Raw genomic sequence first — 22011 nt, 5'->3', positions numbered from 1 at the left:
GTCGCCCCGGTACAACCAGTATCGGGGCGACCCTCCGCCTTGCGATCGCACGCACCGGACACCGCCGGGCCTGCCCTTCGGGCAGACGGGACTTTCGACACACGCCCTAGGCCGGCCGGGCGGATCTCGGGCCCGATGCGCCGCGCCGGGGCCGCGGCGGGGCAGTACGCATCTTCGTGAGCCCCGCGCCCGAGCCGTCCGCAGCGCCCGCCGCCCCCGCGGGGCGCCGGACACGCCCGGACGGGCACCGCCGGCTCGTCGTCCTCCTCCTCGTCCTGGCCGCCCTGCTCGGGACCGGGACCGCGGCCCTGCTCCCCGGGGCCGCCCAGCCCCGCGCGGCCGCCGCCCCGGCCTCCGACCCGGGCGGCGAGACCCACGACCAGGCCGCCACCGAGGCCGCGCTCCCCGCCCGTACGGGACGGCGCCGCGCGCGCCCGCGTCCCGCCGGACCCCGGCGCGGGCCCCACGGGCGCCGGGACCGCCGCCGGAACCCGGTCCCCTCCTCCGTACCCGCTCCGCGCGGGGATCCGCTCCGGTGCGTGGTGATGCGCTGCTGAGAGGCCCTCGCCTCCCGGCAGTACCTCCGACATCACCCTTCGCACCGCGAGGAGCTCCGCCATGCCCGTCGACCCGTTCGCCGTCCTCCACGCCCTGCTGCGCGCCGAGGCCTCCCGTACCCGGCGTGCCGACCGCGCCGCACCCGAGACCGGCGCTCCGGCCGCCGCCCCGGAACCGGCACCCGCCCCCGCCCCGGAACCGCCCACGTCCCGGAACGAACCCGTCCGCTGAGTCCGGGGGGACCCGGGGCTCAAGGGGGATCCGATCCGGAGCCCCCGGCCCCCCGGCATTACCTCCCGCGTCATCGACCCGCCCCCCGCCGCCCGGCATGCTCGTGGACACCGGAACCCGGGCGGCGCACTCCGTCCGGGCTCCGGGCCCACCACCAGCACGAACGCCTCCCGGAAGGTGATCCGCCATGTCCCAGGCCCTGCTCGCCGGACTCGCCCGCACCACCCGCCCCCACACGGCGCTGCGCCGCTTCCTCGCCCTCGACGCCGTCGTCACCGGGGCCAACGGCGTCGCCTATGCCGCCGCCTCCCGGCCCCTCGGCGAACTCCTCGGGATCGACGCGGACCTGCTGTTCGAACTCGGCCTGTTCCTGAGCGTGTTCGCCGCCGGGGTCGCCTGGCTCGCGAGCCGCCCGCAGCCCCCGGCACCCGCCGTGAAGCTCGTCGTCGACGCGAACCTGCTGTGGGCCGCCCTGAGCCTCGTCGCCCTGCTCACCCGGCTGGAGCCGACCACCGCCGGCCTGGTGTGGACACCGCTCCAGGCGGTCACCGTCGCCGGGTTCGCGGTGCTCCAGTGGACCGCGCTGCGGGCCGTCAGCCGCTAGAAGGCGCCTCCGCGAGCGACCGCAGGTACGCGGCCGTCTCCGGATCGGCCGGGATCAGCGTCTCGATGGCCAGCTCGGCGACCGTCACGTCCATCGGGGTGTTGAACGTCGAGATCGACGACACGAACGACAGCACCCGCCCGTCGTGCTCGATCCGCATCGGCAGCGCGAAGTACGGATACGACTCCTCCTCCGCCTCCTCCGGCCCGCTCCCCGCGCCGGCGGGCGGCGGATAGGCCGCCACCTCCTCGTACAGCGCGCGCAGCGACTCCGAACGGACGAGCCCGATCTGACGCTCCATCTGGGCCAGCAGATGGGCCCGCCACTCCCGCAGGTTCCTGATCCGGGACGCCAGCCCCTCCGGGTGCAGGGCGATCCGCATCGTGTTCAGCGGCGGGGTCAGCAGGTGCTCGGGCAGCCCGCCGAGCAGCAGCCCGACGCCCCGGTTGGCCGCCACCACCGTGTACGAGCCGTCCACCACGAGCGCCGGATACGGCTCGTACCCCCGCAGCAGCCGCTCGACGCCCTCCCGGAGCGCCTCCAGGCGCGGGGCGTCGAGCGGCGTCTCCGCGTACCGGGGGGCGTAACCGGCGGACAGCAGCAGCGCGTTCCGCTCCCGCACCGGCACCTCCAGGTGTTCGGCGAGCCGCAGGACCATCTCCTCGCTCGGCCGGGAGCGCCCCGTCTCCACGAACGAGATGTGCCGCGCCGACGAGCCCGCCCGCAGCGCCAGTTCCAACTGGCTCAACCGGCGCCGCTCCCGCCATCCGCGCAGCAGCGGCCCCACTCCCGTGTCGTTCACGACGGTCGTCATGGCCAGACGGTATCCCAGAGGGGCGGGCCGGGTACCTTTCCCGGGAACCCCCGCGCACCTTCACCACCGCCCGCCCGCCACCCCACCGGAGGGAGCACCGCCGTGCCCACGGAACCGCTGTCCCAGAAGGAGATCGAGGACCGTCTGAGGGAACTCCCCGGCTGGTCCGTCGAAGGCGACCGCCTCACCCGCGCCTACCGGCTCGGCGACCACTTCGCGGCGACCGCCCTCGTCGTCCACGTGGCGCGGATCCAGCAGGAGCTGGACCACCACTCCGACCTGACGCTCGGCTACGACTCCGTCGCCCTCTCCGTCCACACCCACTCGGCGGGCGGCGCCCTCACCGAGAAGGACTTCGAACTCGCCGAACGCGTCGAGCGGATCGCCCCCGGCCACGGCGCCCGCTGAGCCGACCCCCGCCCCGCCCTACGCACCGGGGGCGCCGGGGCCGTCGACACGGCCCCGGCGCCCCCGGTGTCCTCCGTACGGACGGTCAGGCGCCGACGTTGAACTCCGCCGGGTCCGGGCCGAGGCGGCGGTTCTCGTCGAGGGCGGCGATCCCGGCCAGGTCCTCGTCGTCCAGCTCGAAGCCGAAGACGTCGATGTTCTCGCGGATGCGCGAGGGGGTGACCGACTTGGGGATCACCACGTTCCCCAGCTGGAGGTGCCAGCGCAGCACCACCTGGGCCGGGGTCCGGCCGTGCTTCTGCGCGATCGCGACGATCGCCGGGACCTCCAGGAGTCCCCTGCCCTGGCCGAGCGGCGACCACGCCTCGGTCGCGATGCCGTACCGGGCGTGCGCCTCGCGCGAGGCCCGCTGGGAGAGCTGCGGGTGCAGCTCGATCTGATTGACGGCGGGCACGACCGACGTCTCGCCGATCAGCCGCTCCAGGTGCTCCGGGAGGAAGTTCGACACGCCGATCGCCCTGGCGCGCCCGTCCGCGAGGATCTTCTCGAACGCCCGGTACGTGTCGACGTACGCGTCCTTCTCCGGCACCGGCCAGTGGATCAGGTACAGGTCGACGTGGTCGAGGCCCAGCTTGTCGAGGGAGGCGTCGAAGGCGCGCAGCGTCGCGTCGTGACCCTGCTCGCTGTTCCACAGCTTGGTGGTGACGAACAGGTCCTCGCGGGCGATCCCGGACGCGGTGACGGCGCGGCCGGTGCCCCGCTCGTTCTCGTAGATCGCGGCGGTGTCGATCGAGCGGTAGCCGGCCTCCAGGGCGGTCGCCACGGCCTTCTCCGCCTCGGCGTCCGGCACCTGCCAGACGCCGAAGCCCAGCTGCGGCATCGACACGCCGTTGTTCAGGGTGACCTGGGGAACCTTGCTGTCCGTGCTCACGTGAGGGAGATCCTTACGTCGTGTGGTCGTACGGGGTACTCCCAGCGTCAACGATCACGGGCCGTCCCGCATTCCGCGACGCGCGTTCCGGTCGTCCGGGGTCCCGCCTCAGCCGTACAGCGCCGCGACCTCCGTCGCGTACGCCCGCTCGATCGCCCTCCGCTTCAGCTTCAGGGAGGGGGTGAGCAGCCCGTGCTCCTCGCTGAAGGGGTGCGCCAGGATGCGGAAGGTCCGGATCGACTCGGCCTGCGAGACCAGCGTGTTCGCCGCGACCACGCCCCGCCGGATCTCCGTCTCCAGGGCAGGGTCGCGCACCAGCTCGGCCGGGGAGAGCGGCGGCCGCCCCTGGATCGCGAGCCAGTGCTCCACCGCCTCCCGGTCGAGCGTCACCAGGGCCGCGACGTACGGCCGGTCGTCGCCGACGACGATGCACTGGGCGATCAGCGGATGCGCCCGCACCCGCTCCTCCAGGGCCCCGGGGGAGACGCTCTTGCCGCCCGAGGTCACCAGGATCTCCTTCTTCCGCCCGGTGATCGTCAGATAGCCGTCCTCGTCGAGGCTGCCGATGTCCCCGGTGGCCAGCCAGCCGTCGTCGAGGACGGCGGCGGTCGCCTCCGGGTCGTTGAGGTAGCCGGAGAAGACCTGGCCGCCGCGCAGCCACACCTCCCCGTCCTCCGCGATGTGCACGGTCGTCCCCGGCACCGGCTGCCCGACCGTGCCGTACTTGATCCGCTCCGGCGGATTCGCCGTGGCGGCCGCCGAGGACTCGGTGAGCCCGTACCCCTCGAAGACCGTGACCCCCGCCCCCGCGAAGAAGAGGCCCAGCCGGCGGTCCATGGCCGAACCGCCCGACATCGCGTGCCGGACCCGCCCGCCCAGGGCCCCGCGGACCTTCCCGTACACCGTCCTCTCGAAGAACCGGTGCTGCACGCGCAGCGCCGCCGACGGTCCCGGCCCGCGCCCGAACGCCTTCTGCTCCAGCGCCTCCGCGTACGCCACCGCCACCTCCACCGCCTTGTCGAAGGGGCCCGCCCTGCCCTCGCTCTCCACCCTGCGCCGGGCCGCGTGGAAGACCTTCTCGAAGACGTACGGCACGGCCAGGACGAAACTCGGCCGGAAGGCCGCCAGGTCGGGGAGCAGGTCGGCCGCCGCCATCACGGGCTGGTGCCCCAGCTTCACCCCGCCCCGGACCGCCGCGACCTCCACCATCCGCCCGAAGACGTGGGCCAGCGGCAGGAACAGCAGCGTCGAGGCCTGTTCCCCCGGCCGGGAGCGGAACACCGGCTCCCAGCGGCCCGTCACCATGTCCGTCTCGAACATGAGGTGGGAGTGGGTGATCACGCAGCCCTTGGGCCGGCCGGTCGTCCCCGACGTGTAGACGACCGTCGCCACCGTCTCGGGGGTCACCGCCCGCCGGTGCCGGTGCACGACCTCCTCGTCGATGCCGGCCCCCGCCGCCGTCACCTCCGCCACCGCGCCCGCGTCCAGCTGCCACAGCCGCCGCAGCAGGGGCAGCCGGTCGATCACCGAGCCGATCGTCATGGCGTGGTCCTCGTGCTCCACCACGCACGCCGTGACCTCGGCGTCGTGCAGCATCCAGAGGACCTGGTCGGCGGAGGAGGTGGGGTAGACCGGCACGGGCTGCGCGCCCAGCGTCCACAGGGCGAAGTCGAAGAGCGTCCACTCGTACCGGGTGCGGGCCATGATCGCGACCCGGTCGCCGAACCGCACGCCCTCCGCGACCAGCCCCTTCGCGAGGCCCACGACCTCGTCCCGGAACCGGGCCGCCGTCACGTCCCGCCACTCCCCGTCCGGGCCCTTGCGGCCGAAAGCGACCCTGTCCGGGTCGGCCAGGGCGTGCGCGAACACGGCGTCCGCCAGACCACCCACCTGAGGCGCCGCCTCGACGGGCGGCACGGTGAACTCGCGCACTGACCTGCTCCTCGACGGCTCGATGGCTGGAAAAGCCCGTTGGTCGCTCTCCGTACGGCGCGGGCGACGGTACCCCACCCGCCTGCCCGGCGGGAGGACCTTCACCAAGCCGGGACATCCACCGTTCGCACAGGTCAGAATGGGTGGAGGGGTCAAGTCGGAGGTCCGGTGGGGGGATTGCGTACCGGACGGTACGCCCGCCGGGCGCCAATCTCCACGGAATCTGTACGGGCCGCCCACGGCGGACCGCTCGCGCGGCGCGCCCGCACGGAACCGGCGGCACCGTCAGCGGGGGCGGTGCAGCCGGTCGCCGCCCGCCAGGATCGCCTCCGCGAGCGCGTCGGCCGCCTCCTGCGTCTCCCCGCCCCGGCGCCCCTTCCGCAGCACGAAGCCCACCTCGCCGAGGTCCGGGAGACCCGCCCGGGCCGGCACCGGCACGAGCCCCGGCGGCACCAGGCCGCGGGTGTGCGCCATCACCCCGAGCCCCGCCCGGGCCGCCGCCACGTTCGCGCTCAGACTGGAACTCGTACAGGCGATCCGCCACGCCCGGCCCTGCGCCTCCAGGGCCTCCAGGGCGCGCGCCCGGGTGATCCCCGGCGGCGGGTACAGGATGAGCGGCACCGGCCGGTCCGGTTCGAGCCGCAGCCCCGGCGAGCCGATCCAGACCAGGGAGTCCTCCCAGACCAGCCGGCCCCCGCTCTCCGTGCCCCGCCGCTTGGCCAGGATCAGATCGAGCCGGCCGGCCGCCAGCCGGGCCTGGAGCGTCCCCGAGAGCCCGACCGTCAGCTCCAGGTCGACCTCGGGGTGCGCGCGCCGGAAGGACTCCAGGATCTCCGGCAGCCGGGTCGTCACGAAGTCCTCCGACGCCCCGAACCGCAGCCGCCCGCGCAGCCGCGTCCCGCCGAAGAACGCCGCCGCCCGCTCGTGCGCCTGGAGGATCGTCCGCGCGAAGCCGAGCATCGCCTCGCCGTCCTCGGTCAGCTCCACGCGGTGCGTGTCCCGGGTGAAGAGCGGCCGCCCGGTCGCCGACTCCAGGCGCCGCACGTGCTGGCTGACGGTCGACTGGCGCAGCCCGAGCCGGTCCGCGGCCCGCGTGAAGCTCAGCGTCTGGGCCACGGCGAGGAAGGTGCGCAGCTGGGTGGGCTCGTACACGGGCCGAGGTTATCGCGATGCGCGATGACAGTCAGAGCGCTGTACGGGATTCCCGATCACCGGGCCGTGGAGCAGGATGGACGCGCCCGTACGCGTACGCGCCCGCATCCGCACGCGTACCCGCGCCCCGTCCGCCGCAGCGCACAGACAGTGGAGCCCATGACCCCCCGTACCACCGGCCGCGCCCTCCGCCTCCTCTCCCGGCCGCCCGTCGACGGGTACGTCCTGGCGCTGCTCGGCACGGTCGTCCTCGCCGCGCTCCTGCCCGCCTCCGGGACCGCCGCGACCGTCGTGGAAGGGGCCTCGACCGGGGCCGTGGCCCTCCTCTTCTTCCTCTACGGGGCCCGGCTCTCCACCCGCGAGGCCCTCGACGGCCTGAGGCACTGGCGGCTCCACCTCACCGTCCTCGGCTGCACCTTCCTGCTCTTCCCGCTCCTCGGCCTCGCCGCGCGCGGACTCGTCCCCGCCGTGCTCACGCCCCAGCTCTACAGCGGGCTGCTCTTCCTCTGCCTGGTGCCGTCCACCATCCAGTCCTCCATCGCCTTCACCTCCATCGCCCGCGGCAACGTGCCCGCCGCGATCTGCGCCGGCTCGTTCTCCTCGCTCGCCGGCATCGTCCTGACGCCGCTGCTCGCGGCGGCGCTCCTCGGCGGCGGTACGGGCGGCCTCTCCGCCGACGGGATCCTGAGGATCGTCCTCCAGCTCCTCGTGCCGTTCCTCGCGGGCCAGTTCCTGCGCCGCCGGGTCGGCGGCTTCCTGGTCCGCCGCAAGAAGGTCCTCGGACACGTGGACCGGTGCTCGATCCTGCTCGTCGTCTACACCGCCTTCAGCCAGGGCGTGGTCGCCGGCGTCTGGCACCTGGTGACCCCCGCCCGGCTCGGCCTGCTGCTCGCCGTCGAGGCCGTCCTGCTCGCGGTGATGCTGACGGCGACCTGGTACGGGGCCGGGCGCCTCGGCTTCGACCGGGCCGACCGGATCGCGATCCAGTTCGCCGGCTCGAAGAAGAGCCTGGCGGCCGGACTCCCGATGGCCAGCGTCCTCTTCGGCCCCCAGGCCTCCCTGGCCGTCCTCCCGCTGATGCTCTTCCACCAGATGCAGCTGATGGTCTGCGCGGTCGTCGCGAAACGCCGCGCCCGGGACGGGGAGGCGGCCACCCCGGAGCCCCCCGTCCGCCCCCTCCCCGCCGAGCGGGTCCCGTAGGGCCCGTCCGGCCGACCGGGGCCGGGGCCGGATCACACCCCCGAGCCGTCCCCGGTGATCATCGGGGACGCTACGGTGCTTCCATGCCCGCACTCGATCCCGGCCGCACCGCGCTCGTCCTCGTCGACCTCATGGAGCGCATCGTCGCACTGCCCCTCGCCCCCCGCCCCGGCAGCGACGTCCTCGCCGCCTCCGCCCGGCTCGCCGACACGTTCCGGGACGCCGGCGCGCCCGTCGTCCACCTCCGCGTCGAGCGCCCGAACACCGCCGCCCAGCCACCCGGCAGCGAACTCGTCCCCGACCTCGTCCGGGACGGCGACCCGGTCGTCGTCAAGCGCACCATCGGCGGCTTCCAGGACACCGGCCTCCACGAACTGCTCTCCGGCCTCGGCGCCACCACCCTCGTCCTGGGCGGCATCGCCACCAACCTCGGCGTCGAGTCCACCGCCCGCGCCGCCTGCGACCTCGGCTACGACCTCGTCTTCGCCGAGGACGCCATGTCCGCCCTCACCGCCGACGAGCACCGCGCCTCCGTCGCCCTCGACTTCCCCCGCCTCGGCACGGTCGCCCCCGTCGCCGCGATCACCCTGGACGGCCCGGAGTGACCCCGGTGCCGATACGGTACGGAGCCCGCCCCTGCTCCCTCGTCGTCTGCCGGGGCTGCTGCTGCGGCGACGCCCGCAAGAACCCCGGCACCGACCACGAGGCCCAGCTCGCCCGACTCCGCGAGGCCGCCGCGGCCTCCGGCGGCCGGCTGGCCGTCCGCACCAGCGACTGCCTCGGTCCCTGCGCCCAGGCCAACATCGTCGTGGTGCAGCCCTCCACCGAGGGCCGGCGGCGCGGCGGACGGGCCGCGTGGGTCGGCTTCACCCTGGACGACGACTGCCTCGACGACATCCTCGCCTGGGCGGAGGCCGGCGGCCCCGGCATCGCCCCGCTCCCGGCGACCCTGGCCCTCCACCTGGTCGACCCGCCGAAGAACTGAGCCGCGCCCGGGCCCGTGCGGAACCCGTACGGAACCCGTACGGAACCCGTACGGAACCCGTACGGAAACCCGTGGGGGGCGCGGTGCGACGCGAGCCGTGCCCCCCACGGGCCCTTGTCACGGTCGGCCAAGCGGTACGGGTGAACGTTGGTGGTTCACGCCACCGGTTACCCGTCAGTCGCTGGCAAGACTGGGTGGTCCTGCCGGACGAACGAACCACCTAGGGGGACCCTGAGCATGACGGGCACTCGCATTGCCGCGCTCGGGCACTACCAGCCCGCCAAGGTGCTGACCAACCACGACCTCGCCGAACTCGTCGACACCGACGACGCGTGGATCACCAGCCGGGTCGGCATCCGCACCCGGCACGTCGCGGGTCCCGACGAGCCCGTGGACGAACTCGCCGCGCACGCCGCGGGCAAGGCCCTGGCCGCCGCCGGCCTCGTCCCCGACGACGTCGACATGGTCCTCGTCGCCACCTCCACCGCGATCGACCGCTCGCCGAACACGGCCGCCCGCGTCGCCGCCCGCCTCGGCATGACCGGGCCCGCCACCCTCGACCTCAACGTGGTCTGCGCCGGCTTCACCCACGCCCTGGCCACCGCCGACCACGCCGTACGGGCGGGCGGCGCCCGCCGCGTCCTGGTGATCGGCGCCGACAAGATGACCGAGGTGACCGACTGGGCGGACCGCACCACCTGCGTCCTCGTCGGCGACGGCGCGGGCGCCGCGATCGTCGAGGCCGTCGAGCCCACCGACGGCGGGGACGAGGACGGGCCCGCCACGGGCATCGGCCCCGTCCTGTGGGGCTCGGTCCCGGAGATGGGCCACGCCGTCCGCATCGAGGGCACCCCGCCCCGCTTCGCCCAGGAGGGCCAGAGCGTCTACCGCTGGGCCACCCAGCAGCTCCCCGCCCTCGCCCGCAAGACCTGCGAGCGCTCCGGCGTCACCCCCGAGGAGCTCGCGGGCGTGGTCCTGCACCAGGCCAACCTGCGCATCATCGAGCCGCTCGCCGCGAAGATCGGCGCCGTCAACGCGGTCGTGGCCCGGGACGTCGTCGACTCCGGCAACACCTCCGCCGCCTCCATCCCGCTGGCCCTGTCCAAGCTGGTCGAGCGCGGCGAGCTGCCCTCCGGGGCCCCGGTCCTGCTCTTCGGCTTCGGCGGCAACCTCTCGTACGCGGGCCAGGTGATCCGGGTCCCGTAGCGGATCCCGCGAACGGCGCTCCGGGGCGCGTGCCCCGTTCGGCGGAGCCCGGTGGCGGCGGGCCGGAGGCGGACCTAGCTTCGAACGCGGTGAGGGTCGTGTTTCCGGAGGCGGAACCGCTCCGCGTCCGGGCCCTCCCGCGATCTGGAGGAACGTCATGCGTGCGATACGTGGTGCCGCTTCCGCCGCCCTGCTCGGCGCCGCCGCCGTGATGACGGCGGGCCCGGCGGCCCTGGCGGTCGAGGACGACGGCACCATCACGTCGTTCGGCTTCTCCGCCACCCCGGCGACGGTGGCCCCCGGCGGCACCGTCACCCTCACGTCCGAGGGGTGCGAGGAGCCGTCCGTGACGGTCACCTCCGGCGTGTTCGACACCGTGACCCTCGAAGAGGGCCGCCCGGGCACCGCGACCGTGGACGCCGGGGCCAGGGCGGGCGCCCAGTACGAGATCACCTTCGACTGCAAGGGCGAACGCGGCACCACCACCCTGACCGTCGCCGGGGGCGGCACCCGGCAACACGACGCCGACCCCGCCGACCCCGCTCTTCCCGTCGAACCCGTCGAACCCGTCGAACCCGTCGAACCCGTCGAACCCGTCGACCCCACCGAGGCCGGAGGCACCGGCGGGCACGACTCCGGCGGCAATACCCACCCCGACACCCACACCGGCGCCCAGAAGGGCGTGAAGGCCGGTTACGGGACCGCCGCCTCCGGCGCGGAGACCGGCGGGCTCGGCACGGCCGAGGTGGTGACGGGCGTCCTGCTCATCGTCGGCGCGCTCGGCTCCGCCGTCGTCCTGACCCGCCGCCGCCCCGCCGACGGCCGCCTCTGACGGCCGGTACCGAAGAAGGGGGCCCGAACGGCCCCTCCGCCCCGGTGTGACGAGGACCGGGGCGGAGGGGCGCCATGCGCGACCGTCGTGGAGGAGAACGGACGTGGGGCGAGCGGACGGTACGGGCCGGCACGGCGCCTGGGGCGTCGTCGCGGTCGTCCTCCTCGTGGGGGTGCACCTCGTGCGCGGCGGTGCGGAGGAGCTGCGGGCGGCGGGACCGCCGCAGCCCCCGGCCGCGGCCGCCCCCGGCGCCGCCCGCGCCGAAGCCGCCGTCCTCGCCCCCGCGTCCGTACCCGGCCCGCTGCCCGCCTCGCCCCCGGTCCGCGTCCGCGTCCCGGCCGTCCGCGTCGACGCGCCCGTCACGCGGGTCGGCCTCGACGCCGACGGCTGGATCGAGGCCCCGCCGCCGGAGGACGACCGGCTCGCGGGCTGGTTCACCGGGGCGGTCACCCCCGGCGAGCGCGGCACCGCCGTCGTCGTCGGCCACGTCGACACCCCGGCGGGACCGGCCGTCTTCTACGACCTCGGCGCCGTCGGCAGGGGCAGCCGCGTCGAGGTCCTCCGCCGCGACGGCAGGACCGCCGTCTTCACCGTGTACGGGGTCGAGGCCGTCCCCAAGGAGGGCTTCCCCGCCCGGCGGGTCTACGCCGACTCCGGCCGGCCCGAGCTGCGCCTGATCACCTGCGGCGGCGCCTTCACGGAGAAGGGCGGCTACGAGGACAACGTGGTGGTCTCGGCCCGTCTGACCGGAGTCCGCTGACCCCGGTCGCCGTCGCCCTCGCAAGGAGCGCCCGGACCGACCTGACGGACTGCCCCCGCGGCATTGGCCTGGACCGCGGACGGTCGCCAAGGTGGCTCCCACGGAGCCGGCGTCGGGGGGCGTCGGGCTCCCACATCCCCGTACCACTCTCCGTACGGGCGGAAGCACCCACCGCGCGCATGTCCGGACAACTCGGACCGGAGCGGGGTCGACGGGGCCGCCACACCCCACTGACCACGGAAAACGCTGGTGAAAGACGCCTGAAACCCCTGGTAGAGTTATCTCTGTCGCCGCGGGGGAAACCCCGGAACGACAAACACCCGGTCCGGGTGGCGGAATGGCAGACGCGCTAGCTTGAGGTGCTAGTGCCCTTTATCGGGCGTGGGGGTTCAAGTCCCCCCTCGGACACACGGAAGAAGTGCCGGTCGATCTCGCATCGACCGGCACTTCTCGTATGCGGCCGTGCCCCGGCCCCTCAGCTTTTCCGCGCCACCACCAGTCGGCACACCGGGCTGCCGTCCTTCCGGCGGCCCAGGGGCTCGACCGGGAGGTGGGTGACGTCGAAGCCGGCCGCCTCCAGCCGGGCGCGGACGTCCGCGAGGCGGAAGGTGCGGTAGTACATGACGAAGGGCGGGCGCCGGAGGGCGTTCCTGACCCGCATCGCCGTGTCGAAGCCCCACAGGGTCCAGTAGGGGCGCGAGCCGACGCGCGGCGGGGCCGGAAGGGGGAAGGCGAAGACCCCGCCCGGGCGGAGGGAGGCGTGGACCCGGCCGAAGAGGACGCGCTGCTCCTCCGGCAGGAAGTGGCCGAAGGCGCCGAAGCTCACCGCCAGGTCGAAGACGGGTCCGAAGGGCAGGTCCAGGGCGTCGGCGCGGACCAGGTCGGCGTCGGGATGGGCGCGGCGGGCCTCGGCCAGCATGCCCGTACTGAAGTCGACCCCCGTCACCCGGCCCGCGCCGACCGCGCGGAGGACGCCGAGTCCCGCGCCGGTGCCGCAGCAGACGTCGAGGCCGGAGTCGAACGGGCCCAGGGGTTCCAGGGTGCGGGCCACCGCGTCCAGGAGCCGGTCGGAGGTGCGGAAGGGGGTCGCGTCGAACTTGCCCGCGAGCAGGTCGTAGCCGTGCTCGACCGAGGAGAGCGCCTGGACGGTCAGTTCGCGGAGAGTGGGGCCCTGCGGAGTGAACATGACCCCCGACCCTATGGCTTCACGGCCCGTGCGCGTCAGAGCGCGCTGCGCACCGAGGCCGCCGACCAGGCCGGGGCGATGCCCGTCAGCTGGCAGGTCAGCAGGTACAGGGGGATCGGCGGCGTATAGGGCGAGGTGCCGTCGGGGTGGTGGATCAGCCGGGGCCGGCGGTCCGGGATGACCGCGCCCGGGGCGTAGCAGGCGGGCAGCGGCCAGACCAGGTCCAGGTCGGAGCCGGCCGGGACGAGCCACCACCACCAGTCGGCGTCGGCGTAGACGCAGCCGTTGGCGGGCAGCCGGGAGAGGATCTTGAAGCCGAAGCGGGCCGGGACCCCGACGGCGTCGCGGCCGAGTCCGGGGCGCAGGTCGGCGGGGACGGCGAGCCGGGTGGTGGCGTCCGGCCGGCGGGAGCGGGCGGGGTCCGCCGGGACCCCGCGGGAGGGGGCGTCCGGGGCGCGGCGGCCGTCCCGTTCGAGCCGGAGTTCCAGGGGGCGGCCGGCGGCCGGGACCAGGCCGAGCCCGGAGTGGCGGCGGGCCCGCGGCAGCATGCGGTCCGCCATCGACCTCAGCACGCTTCCCCCGTGCCGTGGTCCAGCTCGGCCCAGACGGTCTGCGACGTGCCGTGGCCGGTGCGCTCGGCGCCCCAGGCGCTGCACAGCGCGTCGACGATGATCAGTCCCCGGCCGCGCTCGTCCTCGCCGCAGTCGCGGATCCGCGGCCCCGCCGGGCCGCCCTCGTCCCGCACCGCTATCCGCAGCTTCTCCTCGCCCTCGCGGAGCTCGCAGACGAACCGGCCGCTGGCGGTGTGCACGACGGCGTTGGTGACCAGCTCCGAGACGATCAGGGAGACGGTGTCGCGTATCCCGGGGCCGCAGCCCCAGATGATGAGCCGTTCCTCCGCGAGGCGCCGGGCCCGCGAGACCGATGCCGTGAGGGCCGGGAGCTCGAAGGCGAAGCGCCGCACGGCGCCGGTATCGGTCTGGGGCTGTGGGCGCTGGGCCATGACGCGGGGACTCATGAGACCTGAAGGCTGCGCGTTACCAGAAGCCACGACCGGTTCCTCACAACAGTAGGCAGGACTTGCCGTACGGCGCCGGCGCCGGGGCGCGGGGGCGCACGACGGCAGCGTGTACTGGTTCACCGGACCACTGTCCTCCTGCCTCGGACACTTGGCAAGTGGCACTCTGAAAATTGCAGAGTGCCGTGTTCTCTCCTGCCCGGCTTCGTGGCACACTCGTCGAAAACAGCGCGTCGGGGAGGTCTGGGAGTGAGCGAGCCGCGGTCCGCCCCCACGGTGGGACAGGTCGTCCTCGGAAAGCGGTTGCAGGACCTGCGCGAGCGGGCCGGCATGAAGCGGGAAGAGGCCGCGAAGATCCTCCGGGTGGCCCCGGCCACCGTCCGGCGGATGGAGACCGCCGAGGTCGCGCTGAAGATCCCCTACGTCCAGCTCCTGCTCAAGGAGTACGGGATCACGGACTCCGAGGCCGAGGGCTTCGTCGCCCTCACCGAGGAGGCCAACCTTCCCGGCTGGTGGCAGCGGTTCCACGACGTGCTGCCCGGCTGGTTCTCCATGTACGTCAGCCTGGAGGGGGCCGCGAGCCTCATCCGGGCGTACGAGCCCCAGTTCGTCCCCGGTCTGCTCCAGACCGCGGAGTACGCCCGTGCCATTCTGCGCAGCGGGGCGGTCGGAGGCGGCAGCGACGCCGTCGGGGAAGAGGACACCGAGCGGCATGTGGCCCTGCGGATGGAGCGCCAGTCCCTGCTGCTGAGGGACGACGCCCCCAAGTTCTGGGTGATCATGGACGAGACGGTGTTCCGCCGACCGGTCGGTGACGGGCCCGAGGTGATGCGCGACCAGCTCGACCGGCTGCTCGAAGCGTCCGAGCTGCCGAACGTCACCCTGCAGATCGCGGAGTTCGCGTCCGGCCACCACCCCGGCACCTACGGACCGTTCGTCCTCTTCCGCTTCGCCGTGCCCGAACTCCCGGACATGGTCTACAGCGAGTACCTGACCGGCGCCGTCTACCTCGACGCGCGTCCCGAGGTGGCGTCCCACCTCGAGGTCATGGACCGCATGGCGGCTCAGGCCGCGACTGCACAACGCACGAAGGAGATTCTCCGGAATCTCCGCAAGGAGCTGTGAATGGATCGCATATACAACGGCATGCCCGCCGCGGAGCTCGGTGCCGAGGGATGGCACAAGCCCTGGAGCGGCGGGAACGGGGGCAACTGCGTGGAGGCCATGAGACTGGCCGACGGCAGGGTCGCCGTGCGACAGTCCGCAGACCCTGAGGGACCGGCGCTCATCTACACCCACGGAGAGATCGAGGCCTTCATCCGGGGAGCGAAATCCGGTCAGGCCGACTTTCTGCTCGCCCAGCCCTTCCTTCCCGCCCCTACCGTCGCGTAACTCTTGCTGTAGCGCCACTCGTTCATCCCGACCAGGAGAGCCGATGACCCAGGACCCCGCAGTCCCGCGGACCGAGATACGCATCGACACCAGCAAGCCGCATCCGGCACGCATGTACGACTGGTTCCTGGGCGGCAAGGACAACTACCCGGTCGACGAGGCGATGGCCCGTCAGCTCCTCACCGTCGACGCCCGGGGCCGGGACATGGCCCGCGTCAACCGGGCCTTCATGCACCGCGCCATCCGCTGGCTCAGCGCCCACGGCGTCCGCCAGTACCTGGACATCGGCACGGGCATCCCGACCGAGCCCAACCTGCACCAGATCGCGCAGGAGGCCGCGCCGGAGTCCCGCGTCGTCTACTGCGACAACGACCCGATCGTGCTCGCGCACGCGGCCGCCCTGCTGCGCTCGACCCCCCAGGGGGCCACCGAGTACATCCAGGCGGACGCCCGCGAGCCCGACCTCATCCTCGAAAGGGCCGGGAAGGTCCTTGACTTCGACCGACCCATCGCCCTGTCGATGCTCGCCCTGCTGCACTTCGTCGGGGACGGGGACGGCGCGTACGACCTGGTCTCCAAGCTCGTCGACAAGCTCGCGCCGGGCAGCTACCTCGTCCTCTCCCACGTCACCGGGGACTTCAACCCCGAGGGAGCGGCGCAGGCGGCCGCCCTGTACAAGGCGCGCGGGCTGACCCTGCGGCCCCGCTCGCGCGACGAGCTGGCCGCGTTCTTCGACGGCCTGGAGTTCGTCGAGCCGGGCGTCGCGCTCACCGCCGAATGGCACCCGGAGCTGGGCGAGCCCGTCCCCGTCCAGGGCGACGAGCCCATCCCGGGCTGGGCCGGCGTGGCCCGCAAGCCCTGACCCGACGCCTCACGAACGGCGCGAACGGCGGCCCCGCGGACCCCACCGGTCCACGGGGCCGACCCGTGTCCGCCCTCCGGTGGCGGCGGCCCGGCACCGCTCACGCGGTACGGCCGGTCCGGCGCCGCAGGTACGCGAGCCCCGGGTGCGCCGCCGTGTACCCCTCCACGAGCCGGCGGGCCACCGCGACCGAGTCCACCAGCGGGTGCAGCGCGAAGGCCTTGACCGCCGTCTCCCAGGAGCCGCTCTCCGCCGCCGCGAGCACCTCCCGCTCCACCGCCTTCACGGACGTCACCAGACCGACGGCGTGGTACGGCAGCGGGGCCACCGCCACCGGCCGGGCGCCGTTCGCGTCGACCAGGCAGGGCACCTCGATCACCGCGTCCGCGTCGAGCGCGGAGAGCGTCGTGCCGTTGCGCACGTCGAGGATCAGCGTCGTCCGCTCGTCGCGCGCGACCGCCCGCATGAGGGCCAGCGCCACCTTCTCGTAGCCGCCCGACTCCAGGTCCTCCTCGTCGCGCTCCCCGACCCCGGCGGCCTCCCGGTTGGCGGCCATGTAGGTGGCCTCCCGGTCCGCGAGCGTGCGGTGCCAGGCGGCCAGGGCGGGCGTGTCCGGCTTGCCCATCTCCTCGTAGAAGGCGCCCTGCTGGTCGCGCAGGTACGCGCCGCGCGTCCGTTCGGCGGTCCGGTAGGCGTGCACCGCCTCCCGGTTGAAGTAGTAGTAGTGCAGGTACTCGTTGGGAACCGCGCCGAGCGAGCGCAGCCACTCCGGGCCGAAGAGCCTCCCCTCCTCGAAGGAGCCGAGCGCCTCCTCGTCGGCGAGCAGCCGCGGCAGCTCGTCCCGGCCGCCGATCCGCAGCCCCCGCAGCCAGCCCAGGTGGTTGAGGCCCACGTAGTCGATCCAGGCCTCGTCCGGGTCCGCGCCCAGGATCCGGGCGACCCGCCGGCCCAGGCCCACGGGGGAGTCGCAGATGCCGACGACCCGGTCGCCGAGGACCCGGGACATCGCCTCCGTGACCAGGCCCGCCGGGTTGGTGAAGTTGATGACCCAGGCGTCCGGGGCGAGTTCCGCGACCCGCCGGGCGATGTGCGTCGCGACGGGCACGGTCCGCAGACCGTACGCGATCCCGCCCGCCCCCACCGTCTCCTGCCCGAGCACCCCTTCGGCCAGCGCGATCCGCTCGTCCGCCGCCCTGCCCTCCAGACCGCCGACCCGGATCGCCGAGAACACGAAGTCCGCCCCGCGCAGCGCCTCGTCCAGGTCCGTCGTCGCCGTCACCTCCGGCGCGTCCGGCACCCCCTCGGCCTGGTCCGCGAGGACCCGGGCGACGGCGGAGAGCCGCCCCTCGTCGAGGTCGTGGAGGGTGACCCGGGTGACCCGCCCCTCGGCGTGGTCGCCGAGCAGGGCGCCGTACACCAGCGGCACCCGGAATCCGCCGCCTCCGAGAATCGTCAGTTTCATGCCCGTACGCTACTCGGGCGCTCCCGCCGGAAGCCTCCGCACACGGGCCGGGGAGCGGGCGGGGACGGCGGCCGGGGGACAATGGCGCCATGTCCCGACGCAAGGTCCGCCCCCGCACCGCCCCGGCCGCTCCCACCGCCCCCGCCGTCACCCCGGAGACGCCCTGCCCCTGCGGCCTCGGCGCCGCGTACGGCGCGTGCTGCGGCCGCTTCCACACGGGTACGGGCGGCACGGCGCCCACCGCCGAGCTCCTGATGCGCTCCCGCTACAGCGCCTTCGTCGTCCGCGACGAGGCCTATCTGCTGCGCACCTGGGCACCGGAGACACGGCCGGGCGAGGTCGACTTCGACCCCGGGCTCCGCTGGACCGGTCTGGACGTCGAGGGGACCACCGAGGGCACCGCCTTCCACCGGCACGGCACCGTCGCCTTCACGGCCCGCTACGTCCACGGCGGCGAGCCGGGCGCGCTGAGCGAGCGCAGCCGTTTCGCCCGTCACGAGGGGGCGTGGGTGTACGTGGACGGGGACGTCGCCGAGTAGCCGGCCACCGGGCGACCGCTCGCCGGGCGGACACCGCGCGGCCCCGTGCCCGGCGGGCCCCCCGTGCCCGGCGGGCCTCAGCGGGCCCCCGCCACCACGCGCGACCCCGAGCGCGGGATGCCGCTCGCCAGGTCCTCCGCGACGATCTTCTTCGCGATGGCGTCCGTCGCCACCCGCAGCTCGGGTCCGCTGGGCCGGCCGCGCTCCCGCTCGACGCGGTCGGCGAGCCAGGACCCCCACGCGTGCGTGATGACGTCCGCCTCCCGCTTCCCCGCCGGGGTGTGGGAGAACAGATTGCCGTCGCGGGTGAGGAAGCCCTCCTCGATCATCCGGTCGAAGACCGGCAGGAGCACCTCGGGCGGCACCCGCCGCCCGGCCGCGACCAGGCCGAGGCTCGCGTGCCCGACGGTCCGGGTGAACAGCTCGACCTGCATCACCGCCCACGCGCCCGCCGGGTCGAGCCGGGTGTCGGACGCGTCGACGATCCGCCGGACCGCGTCCGGGCCGGTGCGGCGCAGGATCCGCCCGACGGACAGTTCGAGGAGCTTGGCCGAGTCGCCGGACGTGGTGGGGGAGGCGAAGCCCTCGCCCATGTCGGGGGCGGCGGCGCGCGCCGAGTCCCGCAGCTTCACCTGCTTGAGGAAGAGCGCCACGAGGAAGCCGACGGCGGCGACGGGCACGGTCCACAGGAAGACGGTGTGGAGGGTGTCGGCATAGGCGTCCACGATCGGCTCCGCGACCGCGTCCGGCAGGCCGTGCACCCCGGCCGGGCTCTGCGCGGCCCGCCCGACGGCGGCCGGATCGAGCCCGAGGCCTCCGGCGACGGCGGAGGCCTGTCCGACCCCGGCCGCGAGGTGGGGGCCCAGCGAGTTGGCGTAGATCGTGCCGAAGACCGCCGTGCCGAAGGAGCTGCCGAGCGTACGGAAGAAGGTGACGCCCGAGGTGGCGGTGCCCAGGTCGGCGTAGTCGACGGTGTTCTGCACGACGATGGTCAGGACCTGCATGCACAGGCCGATGCCGACGCCGAGGACGAACATGTAGAGGGACGCGAGCCAGGTGCTCGTCCCCGGCTCCATCAGCGAGAGCAGATAGAGCCCGACGCCCATCACCAGGCAGCCGGCGATGGGGAAGACCCGGTAGTGGCCGGTCTTGCTGACCACGTTGCCGCTGAAGACCGACGCGATGAGCAGACCGACGACCATGGGCAGGGTGCGGATGCCGGAGACGGTCGCCGAGTCCCCGTCGACGTACTGGAGGTAGGTCGGCAGGAAGGTCATCGCGCCGAGCATGGCGAAGCCGACCACGAAGCTGAGCACGGAGCAGACCGTGAAGACGGGGTTCCCGAAGAGGCGCATGGGCAGCATCGGTTCGGCCGCCCGGGTCTCCACCAGGCAGAACAGGGCCAGGGCGACGATCCCGCCCGCGAAGAGCCCGACGATGACGCCGGAGCCCCAGGCGTACTCGTTCCCGCCCCAGCTCGTGGCCAGGATCAGGGCGCTGGAGCCGGCGGCGACGAGCGCGATCCCGGCGTAGTCGATGACCGGCTTGCTCGCCGAGCGGACGGAGGGGATCGTACGGGCGGCGGCGACCACGACCAGGATCGCGACGGGGACGTTGACGTAGAACGCCCAGCGCCAGCTGAGATGATCGGTGAACAGGCCGCCGAGCAGCGGTCCGATGACGGTGGAGACGCCGAACACGGCCCCGATCGCGCCCTGGTACTTGCCGCGTTCGCGCAGCGGGATCACGTCCGCGATGAGCGCCATCGAGGTGACCATCAGACCGCCGGCGCCGATGCCCTGGAGGCCGCGCCAGACGATGAGGAGCGTCATGTTGGTGGCGAGTCCGCAGAGGAACGAGCCGGTGATGAAGACGACGGCGGAGACCTGGAAGATCACCTTGCGGCCGAAGAGGTCGCCGAACTTGCCGACGAGGACGGTCGCGACGGTCTCGGCGAGCAGGTACGAGGTGACCACCCACGACATGTGGGCGGCGCCGCCCAGGTCCGCGACGATCGTGGGCAGGGCGGTGCCGACGATCGTCTGGTCGAGAGCGGCGAGGAGGACGCCCAGCATGATCGTGCCGAAGACGATGTTGCGGCGGCGTCCGTCGAGCACGGGCGGTTCGGTGGCGGCCGGGGGCGCGGGCGCTGCGTCGCTGGTCGTGGTCACCCTCGCAGCGTCACACCGGCCCCGCCCCCACGCATGCGGGGGACGGCCGGACAGGTGTCGCCCCGTCACGGACCGGCCGGGGCCCCCCGGGCCCCTAGGGCCCCTCGGGGCTCCGTCAGGGGGTGACGGGCAGCTCGGGGTGGTGCTTGGCGAGGATCTTGTTGGCCCGCGCGAGCGCCGCGAGGGCGTGCTCGCGGTCCGCCCGGTCCTCCGCGCAGAGCGGCCCCCGGAACCGGTACACCTCGCGCGCCGCGGAGTCCGCGTCGACCTCGGCCTGGAGGACGTGCAGCGGCAGACAGGCGCCGATCATCGCGGCCACGCGGTCGGGGATCGGAACGGGGACGAGGCGCGAGGGCGAGGTGATCACGGGTCAGTCCTAGTGGGTCCGGGAAGCGTACGGAAGAGTCTCTCCCCCATACGTACCGGATGGCATCGGGGGTTCGGGCACGGAGTCGTCGCAGGACCGCGACGGCCGGGAGCGGCGCCGGCGGGGCGTGCCGGCGGCGGGGGAGCGGACCGGCCGCGGGGGACGATCTTCCACGGGGCGTTCCCGCAGGTGCGGGGGCCCGTGGCCGACGGCGGTTTGCGCACCTTCTCTGCGTATCGGCGGCGTGTGCGCCGGACGCGGGGGCCGGGAGAGGCGCGAGGAGGTTGATCGACTCCCGGCGCAATGTGAAGGATCTCACTCGTCGGCCCGGACTCTTTCGCAGTGGGTGGGGTATGTGCTCGCGCCCCCGCTCCCCGTCCCCTTCTTCCGTCCGTTCTCCGGTCCGTGGAACACCGCAGCCACGGAACAACACGCCCATGAAACAACACGAACGGTCGTGCTAGCATTTTTTCATGCCCAGGTCACCGAGGAGATCCGGCATGCATCCGATGGCTCCGCTCGTCCGCACCTTCCTGAACGCCACCGCCCGCGTCGCCCCCGGCCCGGCCGGTCGTCTGGCCTTCCACCTCTTCGTCCGCCCGCTCGGCCGGGCCCGGCCGAAGCCCGAGGAACTGGCGGTCATGGCCGCCGCCCGCGTCGGGCGCCTCCACGTCCGGGGCAAGGACGTCGTCACCTACACCTGGGGCGACGGCCGGCGGCCCGTCCTGCTCGTCCACGGCTGGTCCTCGCGCGCCTCCCGTCTCGCCGCCTTCGCGGAGGCGCTGGTCGCGCGCGGCTACAGCCCGGTCGCCTTCGACGCGCCCGGCCACGGCGACTCCCCGGGCCGGGCGTCGAACGTCGTCGAGTACCGGGAGATCATCCGGCGGCTGCACGCCCGGCACGGCGACTTCGACGCCGTCGTCGCCCACTCCTTCGGCGCCCTCGCCTCCCTCTTCGCCCTGCGGGACGGCGTGCGCACGGCCCGCTTCGTCGGTATCGGCCCGGTCGGCTCCTTCACGTACCTCACGGCGGGCTTCCGGAGCCGCCTCGGTGTGGACGAGCGGGTGGTCCGGGCCCTGCGCGACCACGTCGAGCGCCGGCTCGCACCCGGCGAGCCCGGCCTCTGGCACCAGCTGGAGGCCGACCGCGAGCCCGGAACGCTCGGCGCGCCCGTCCTGCTCCTCCACGACGAGGAGGACGACATGGTGTCCCCCTCCCAGTCGCGCCGGCTCGTGCGCGCCCACGGCGACCGCGCCCGGCTCGTCGTCACCCGGGGCCTCGGCCATCGGCGCATCCTGAAGGACCCGGACGTCGTCGCCGAGGCCGTGGAGTTCGTGACGGCACCGGTGGCCGAGGCGCCGGGGGAGCGGGTGGCGACCGGCTGAGCCGGTCGGACCGGTG

General features: G+C 74.1%; 25 protein-coding genes and 1 tRNA gene. 16 read left to right on the top strand and 10 right to left on the bottom strand.

The features are described from left to right. Nucleotides 1-176: 176 nt before the first annotated feature. From ACFY7E_RS21410 to ACFY7E_RS21400, 3 genes are all read left to right on the top strand, one after another. Nucleotides 177-557 carry a hypothetical protein gene (locus ACFY7E_RS21410; protein ID WP_389487081.1) on the top strand — a complete coding sequence of 127 codons (381 nt, stop codon included), beginning with the start codon at nucleotides 177-179 and terminating at the stop codon, nucleotides 555-557. 61 nt (nucleotides 558-618) lie between these two features. Beyond that, on the top strand, nucleotides 619-789 hold the full coding sequence (locus tag ACFY7E_RS21405) for a hypothetical protein (RefSeq protein WP_383440907.1): 171 nt from the start codon (nucleotides 619-621) through the stop codon (nucleotides 787-789). A 187-nt stretch (nucleotides 790-976) separates the two neighbouring features. Then, complete coding sequence (locus ACFY7E_RS21400; RefSeq protein ID WP_389487079.1) at nucleotides 977-1393, top strand: hypothetical protein; 417 nt, start codon at nucleotides 977-979, stop codon at nucleotides 1391-1393. Here the strand turns inward: ACFY7E_RS21400 and ACFY7E_RS21395 are convergent. After that, on the bottom strand, nucleotides 1383-2207 hold the full coding sequence (locus ACFY7E_RS21395; RefSeq protein WP_389487077.1) for a helix-turn-helix domain-containing protein: 825 nt from the start codon (nucleotides 2205-2207) through the stop codon (nucleotides 1383-1385). The genes ACFY7E_RS21400 and ACFY7E_RS21395 overlap by 11 nt on opposite strands. Before the next feature lie 102 nt (nucleotides 2208-2309). On the opposite strand from ACFY7E_RS21395, the gene ACFY7E_RS21390 reads away from it, so the two are divergent. Continuing rightward, the gene (locus tag ACFY7E_RS21390; protein ID WP_383440901.1) at nucleotides 2310-2615 is read left to right on the top strand and encodes a 4a-hydroxytetrahydrobiopterin dehydratase; all 306 of its coding nucleotides are present in this window, start codon (nucleotides 2310-2312) and stop codon (nucleotides 2613-2615) included. A gap of 85 nt (nucleotides 2616-2700) precedes the next feature. Here the strand turns inward: ACFY7E_RS21390 and ACFY7E_RS21385 are convergent, their stop codons facing one another. From ACFY7E_RS21385 to ACFY7E_RS21375, 3 genes are all read right to left on the bottom strand, one after another. Next, a complete protein-coding gene (locus tag ACFY7E_RS21385) occupies nucleotides 2701-3495 on the bottom strand; it encodes an aldo/keto reductase (RefSeq protein ID WP_389487326.1) in 795 nt (264 codons plus the stop codon). 159 nt (nucleotides 3496-3654) lie between these two features. Next, entirely contained in the window at nucleotides 3655-5478 is a 1824-nt protein-coding gene (locus ACFY7E_RS21380; protein ID WP_389487074.1) for an AMP-dependent synthetase/ligase, read from the bottom strand. A gap of 285 nt (nucleotides 5479-5763) precedes the next feature. Then, entirely contained in the window at nucleotides 5764-6630 is an 867-nt protein-coding gene (locus ACFY7E_RS21375; RefSeq protein ID WP_389487072.1) for a LysR substrate-binding domain-containing protein, read from the bottom strand. A 159-nt stretch (nucleotides 6631-6789) separates the two neighbouring features. Here ACFY7E_RS21375 and ACFY7E_RS21370 point away from each other — a divergent pair, with 159 nt between their 5' ends. The 7 genes from ACFY7E_RS21370 to ACFY7E_RS21340 all read left to right on the top strand — a co-directional run bounded on the left by ACFY7E_RS21370 (nucleotide 6790) and on the right by ACFY7E_RS21340 (nucleotide 12021). Then, a complete protein-coding gene (locus ACFY7E_RS21370; protein ID WP_389487070.1) occupies nucleotides 6790-7830 on the top strand; it encodes a bile acid:sodium symporter family protein in 1041 nt (346 codons plus the stop codon). Nucleotides 7831-7913: 83 nt separating this feature from the next. Beyond that, nucleotides 7914-8435 carry an isochorismatase family protein gene (locus ACFY7E_RS21365; protein ID WP_389487068.1) on the top strand — a complete coding sequence of 174 codons (522 nt, stop codon included), beginning with the start codon at nucleotides 7914-7916 and terminating at the stop codon, nucleotides 8433-8435. Next, nucleotides 8432-8815: a (2Fe-2S) ferredoxin domain-containing protein gene (locus ACFY7E_RS21360; protein ID WP_389487066.1), complete on the top strand. Its 384-nt coding sequence runs from the start codon at nucleotides 8432-8434 to the stop codon at nucleotides 8813-8815. The genes ACFY7E_RS21365 and ACFY7E_RS21360 overlap by 4 nt, the downstream gene beginning before the upstream one ends. Before the next feature lie 237 nt (nucleotides 8816-9052). Beyond that, the gene (locus ACFY7E_RS21355) at nucleotides 9053-10021 is read left to right on the top strand and encodes a beta-ketoacyl-ACP synthase III (protein WP_389487064.1); all 969 of its coding nucleotides are present in this window, start codon (nucleotides 9053-9055) and stop codon (nucleotides 10019-10021) included. 157 nt (nucleotides 10022-10178) lie between these two features. Then, nucleotides 10179-10853 carry a hypothetical protein gene (locus tag ACFY7E_RS21350; protein ID WP_389487062.1) on the top strand — a complete coding sequence of 225 codons (675 nt, stop codon included), beginning with the start codon at nucleotides 10179-10181 and terminating at the stop codon, nucleotides 10851-10853. Nucleotides 10854-10956: 103 nt separating this feature from the next. After that, complete coding sequence (locus ACFY7E_RS21345) at nucleotides 10957-11613, top strand: class F sortase (RefSeq protein WP_389487060.1); 657 nt, start codon at nucleotides 10957-10959, stop codon at nucleotides 11611-11613. A 323-nt stretch (nucleotides 11614-11936) separates the two neighbouring features. Continuing rightward, nucleotides 11937-12021: transfer RNA gene (locus ACFY7E_RS21340), tRNA-Leu, on the top strand. 67 nt (nucleotides 12022-12088) lie between these two features. On the opposite strand, the gene ACFY7E_RS21335 is transcribed toward ACFY7E_RS21340, so the two are convergent. The 3 genes from ACFY7E_RS21335 to ACFY7E_RS21325 all read right to left on the bottom strand — a co-directional run bounded on the left by ACFY7E_RS21335 (nucleotide 12089) and on the right by ACFY7E_RS21325 (nucleotide 13802). Next, on the bottom strand, nucleotides 12089-12799 hold the full coding sequence (locus ACFY7E_RS21335) for a class I SAM-dependent DNA methyltransferase (protein ID WP_389487058.1): 711 nt from the start codon (nucleotides 12797-12799) through the stop codon (nucleotides 12089-12091). 35 nt (nucleotides 12800-12834) lie between these two features. Next, nucleotides 12835-13287 carry a hypothetical protein gene (locus tag ACFY7E_RS21330; protein ID WP_389487324.1) on the bottom strand — a complete coding sequence of 151 codons (453 nt, stop codon included), beginning with the start codon at nucleotides 13285-13287 and terminating at the stop codon, nucleotides 12835-12837. Between the two features lie 77 nt (nucleotides 13288-13364). Continuing rightward, nucleotides 13365-13802 carry an ATP-binding protein gene (locus ACFY7E_RS21325; protein ID WP_389487056.1) on the bottom strand — a complete coding sequence of 146 codons (438 nt, stop codon included), beginning with the start codon at nucleotides 13800-13802 and terminating at the stop codon, nucleotides 13365-13367. Between the two features lie 264 nt (nucleotides 13803-14066). Between ACFY7E_RS21325 and ACFY7E_RS21320 the strand changes: the two genes are divergently transcribed. The 3 genes from ACFY7E_RS21320 to ACFY7E_RS21310 are packed head-to-tail and all read left to right on the top strand — an operon-like array spanning nucleotide 14067 to nucleotide 16071. Next, on the top strand, nucleotides 14067-14942 hold the full coding sequence (locus ACFY7E_RS21320; RefSeq protein ID WP_389487054.1) for a helix-turn-helix transcriptional regulator: 876 nt from the start codon (nucleotides 14067-14069) through the stop codon (nucleotides 14940-14942). After that, a complete protein-coding gene (locus ACFY7E_RS21315; RefSeq protein WP_383441360.1) occupies nucleotides 14943-15209 on the top strand; it encodes a DUF397 domain-containing protein in 267 nt (88 codons plus the stop codon). It abuts the gene before it with no gap. 43 nt (nucleotides 15210-15252) lie between these two features. Beyond that, a complete protein-coding gene (locus ACFY7E_RS21310) occupies nucleotides 15253-16071 on the top strand; it encodes an SAM-dependent methyltransferase (protein WP_389487052.1) in 819 nt (272 codons plus the stop codon). Nucleotides 16072-16171: 100 nt separating this feature from the next. On the opposite strand, the gene ACFY7E_RS21305 is transcribed toward ACFY7E_RS21310, so the two are convergent. Beyond that, nucleotides 16172-17533, bottom strand: a complete 1362-nt coding sequence (locus tag ACFY7E_RS21305; RefSeq protein ID WP_389487050.1) for a 6-phospho-beta-glucosidase — start codon at nucleotides 17531-17533, stop codon at nucleotides 16172-16174. Between the two features lie 89 nt (nucleotides 17534-17622). Between ACFY7E_RS21305 and ACFY7E_RS21300 the strand changes: the two genes are divergently transcribed. Further along, nucleotides 17623-18072: a YchJ family protein gene (locus tag ACFY7E_RS21300; protein ID WP_389487048.1), complete on the top strand. Its 450-nt coding sequence runs from the start codon at nucleotides 17623-17625 to the stop codon at nucleotides 18070-18072. A gap of 77 nt (nucleotides 18073-18149) precedes the next feature. Here the strand turns inward: ACFY7E_RS21300 and ACFY7E_RS21295 are convergent, their stop codons facing one another. Continuing rightward, nucleotides 18150-20243, bottom strand: a complete 2094-nt coding sequence (locus ACFY7E_RS21295) for an MDR family MFS transporter (protein WP_389487046.1) — start codon at nucleotides 20241-20243, stop codon at nucleotides 18150-18152. 115 nt (nucleotides 20244-20358) lie between these two features. Beyond that, a complete protein-coding gene (locus tag ACFY7E_RS21290; protein WP_383441390.1) occupies nucleotides 20359-20553 on the bottom strand; it encodes a hypothetical protein in 195 nt (64 codons plus the stop codon). Between the two features lie 557 nt (nucleotides 20554-21110). On the opposite strand from ACFY7E_RS21290, the gene ACFY7E_RS21285 reads away from it, so the two are divergent. Then, entirely contained in the window at nucleotides 21111-21995 is an 885-nt protein-coding gene (locus ACFY7E_RS21285; protein WP_389487044.1) for an alpha/beta hydrolase, read from the top strand. Nucleotides 21996-22011 lie beyond the last annotated feature (16 nt).

The organism is Streptomyces sp. NPDC012825 (assembly GCF_042900925.1).
Lineage (GTDB): Bacteria > Actinomycetota > Actinomycetes > Streptomycetales > Streptomycetaceae > Streptomyces.
The sequence above is the reverse complement of the archived record's forward strand: the minus strand, read 5'-3'. Positions and strand labels throughout refer to the sequence as shown.

What these genes read in the sequence shown, in the direction of transcription:
- ACFY7E_RS21405 (WP_383440907.1), top strand. Translation starts at nt 619, where the DNA reads ATGCCCGTCGACCCGTTCGCCGTCCTCCACGCCCTGCTGCGCGCCGAG.
- ACFY7E_RS21400 (WP_389487079.1), top strand. Translation starts at nt 977, where the DNA reads ATGTCCCAGGCCCTGCTCGCCGGACTCGCCCGCACCACCCGCCCCCAC.
- ACFY7E_RS21395 (WP_389487077.1), bottom strand. Translation starts at nt 2,207, where the DNA reads ATGACGACCGTCGTGAACGACACGGGAGTGGGGCCGCTGCTGCGCGGA.
- ACFY7E_RS21385 (WP_389487326.1), bottom strand. Translation starts at nt 3,495, where the DNA reads ATGCCGCAGCTGGGCTTCGGCGTCTGGCAGGTGCCGGACGCCGAGGCG.
- ACFY7E_RS21370 (WP_389487070.1), top strand. Translation starts at nt 6,790, where the DNA reads ATGACCCCCCGTACCACCGGCCGCGCCCTCCGCCTCCTCTCCCGGCCG.
- ACFY7E_RS21365 (WP_389487068.1), top strand. Translation starts at nt 7,914, where the DNA reads ATGCCCGCACTCGATCCCGGCCGCACCGCGCTCGTCCTCGTCGACCTC.
- ACFY7E_RS21355 (WP_389487064.1), top strand. Translation starts at nt 9,053, where the DNA reads ATGACGGGCACTCGCATTGCCGCGCTCGGGCACTACCAGCCCGCCAAG.
- ACFY7E_RS21350 (WP_389487062.1), top strand. Translation starts at nt 10,179, where the DNA reads ATGCGTGCGATACGTGGTGCCGCTTCCGCCGCCCTGCTCGGCGCCGCC.
- ACFY7E_RS21335 (WP_389487058.1), bottom strand. Translation starts at nt 12,799, where the DNA reads ATGTTCACTCCGCAGGGCCCCACTCTCCGCGAACTGACCGTCCAGGCG.
- ACFY7E_RS21325 (WP_389487056.1), bottom strand. Translation starts at nt 13,802, where the DNA reads ATGGCCCAGCGCCCACAGCCCCAGACCGATACCGGCGCCGTGCGGCGC.
- ACFY7E_RS21315 (WP_383441360.1), top strand. Translation starts at nt 14,943, where the DNA reads ATGGATCGCATATACAACGGCATGCCCGCCGCGGAGCTCGGTGCCGAG.
- ACFY7E_RS21310 (WP_389487052.1), top strand. Translation starts at nt 15,253, where the DNA reads ATGACCCAGGACCCCGCAGTCCCGCGGACCGAGATACGCATCGACACC.
- ACFY7E_RS21305 (WP_389487050.1), bottom strand. Translation starts at nt 17,533, where the DNA reads ATGAAACTGACGATTCTCGGAGGCGGCGGATTCCGGGTGCCGCTGGTG.
- ACFY7E_RS21300 (WP_389487048.1), top strand. Translation starts at nt 17,623, where the DNA reads ATGTCCCGACGCAAGGTCCGCCCCCGCACCGCCCCGGCCGCTCCCACC.
- ACFY7E_RS21290 (WP_383441390.1), bottom strand. Translation starts at nt 20,553, where the DNA reads ATGATCGGCGCCTGTCTGCCGCTGCACGTCCTCCAGGCCGAGGTCGAC.
- ACFY7E_RS21285 (WP_389487044.1), top strand. Translation starts at nt 21,111, where the DNA reads ATGCATCCGATGGCTCCGCTCGTCCGCACCTTCCTGAACGCCACCGCC.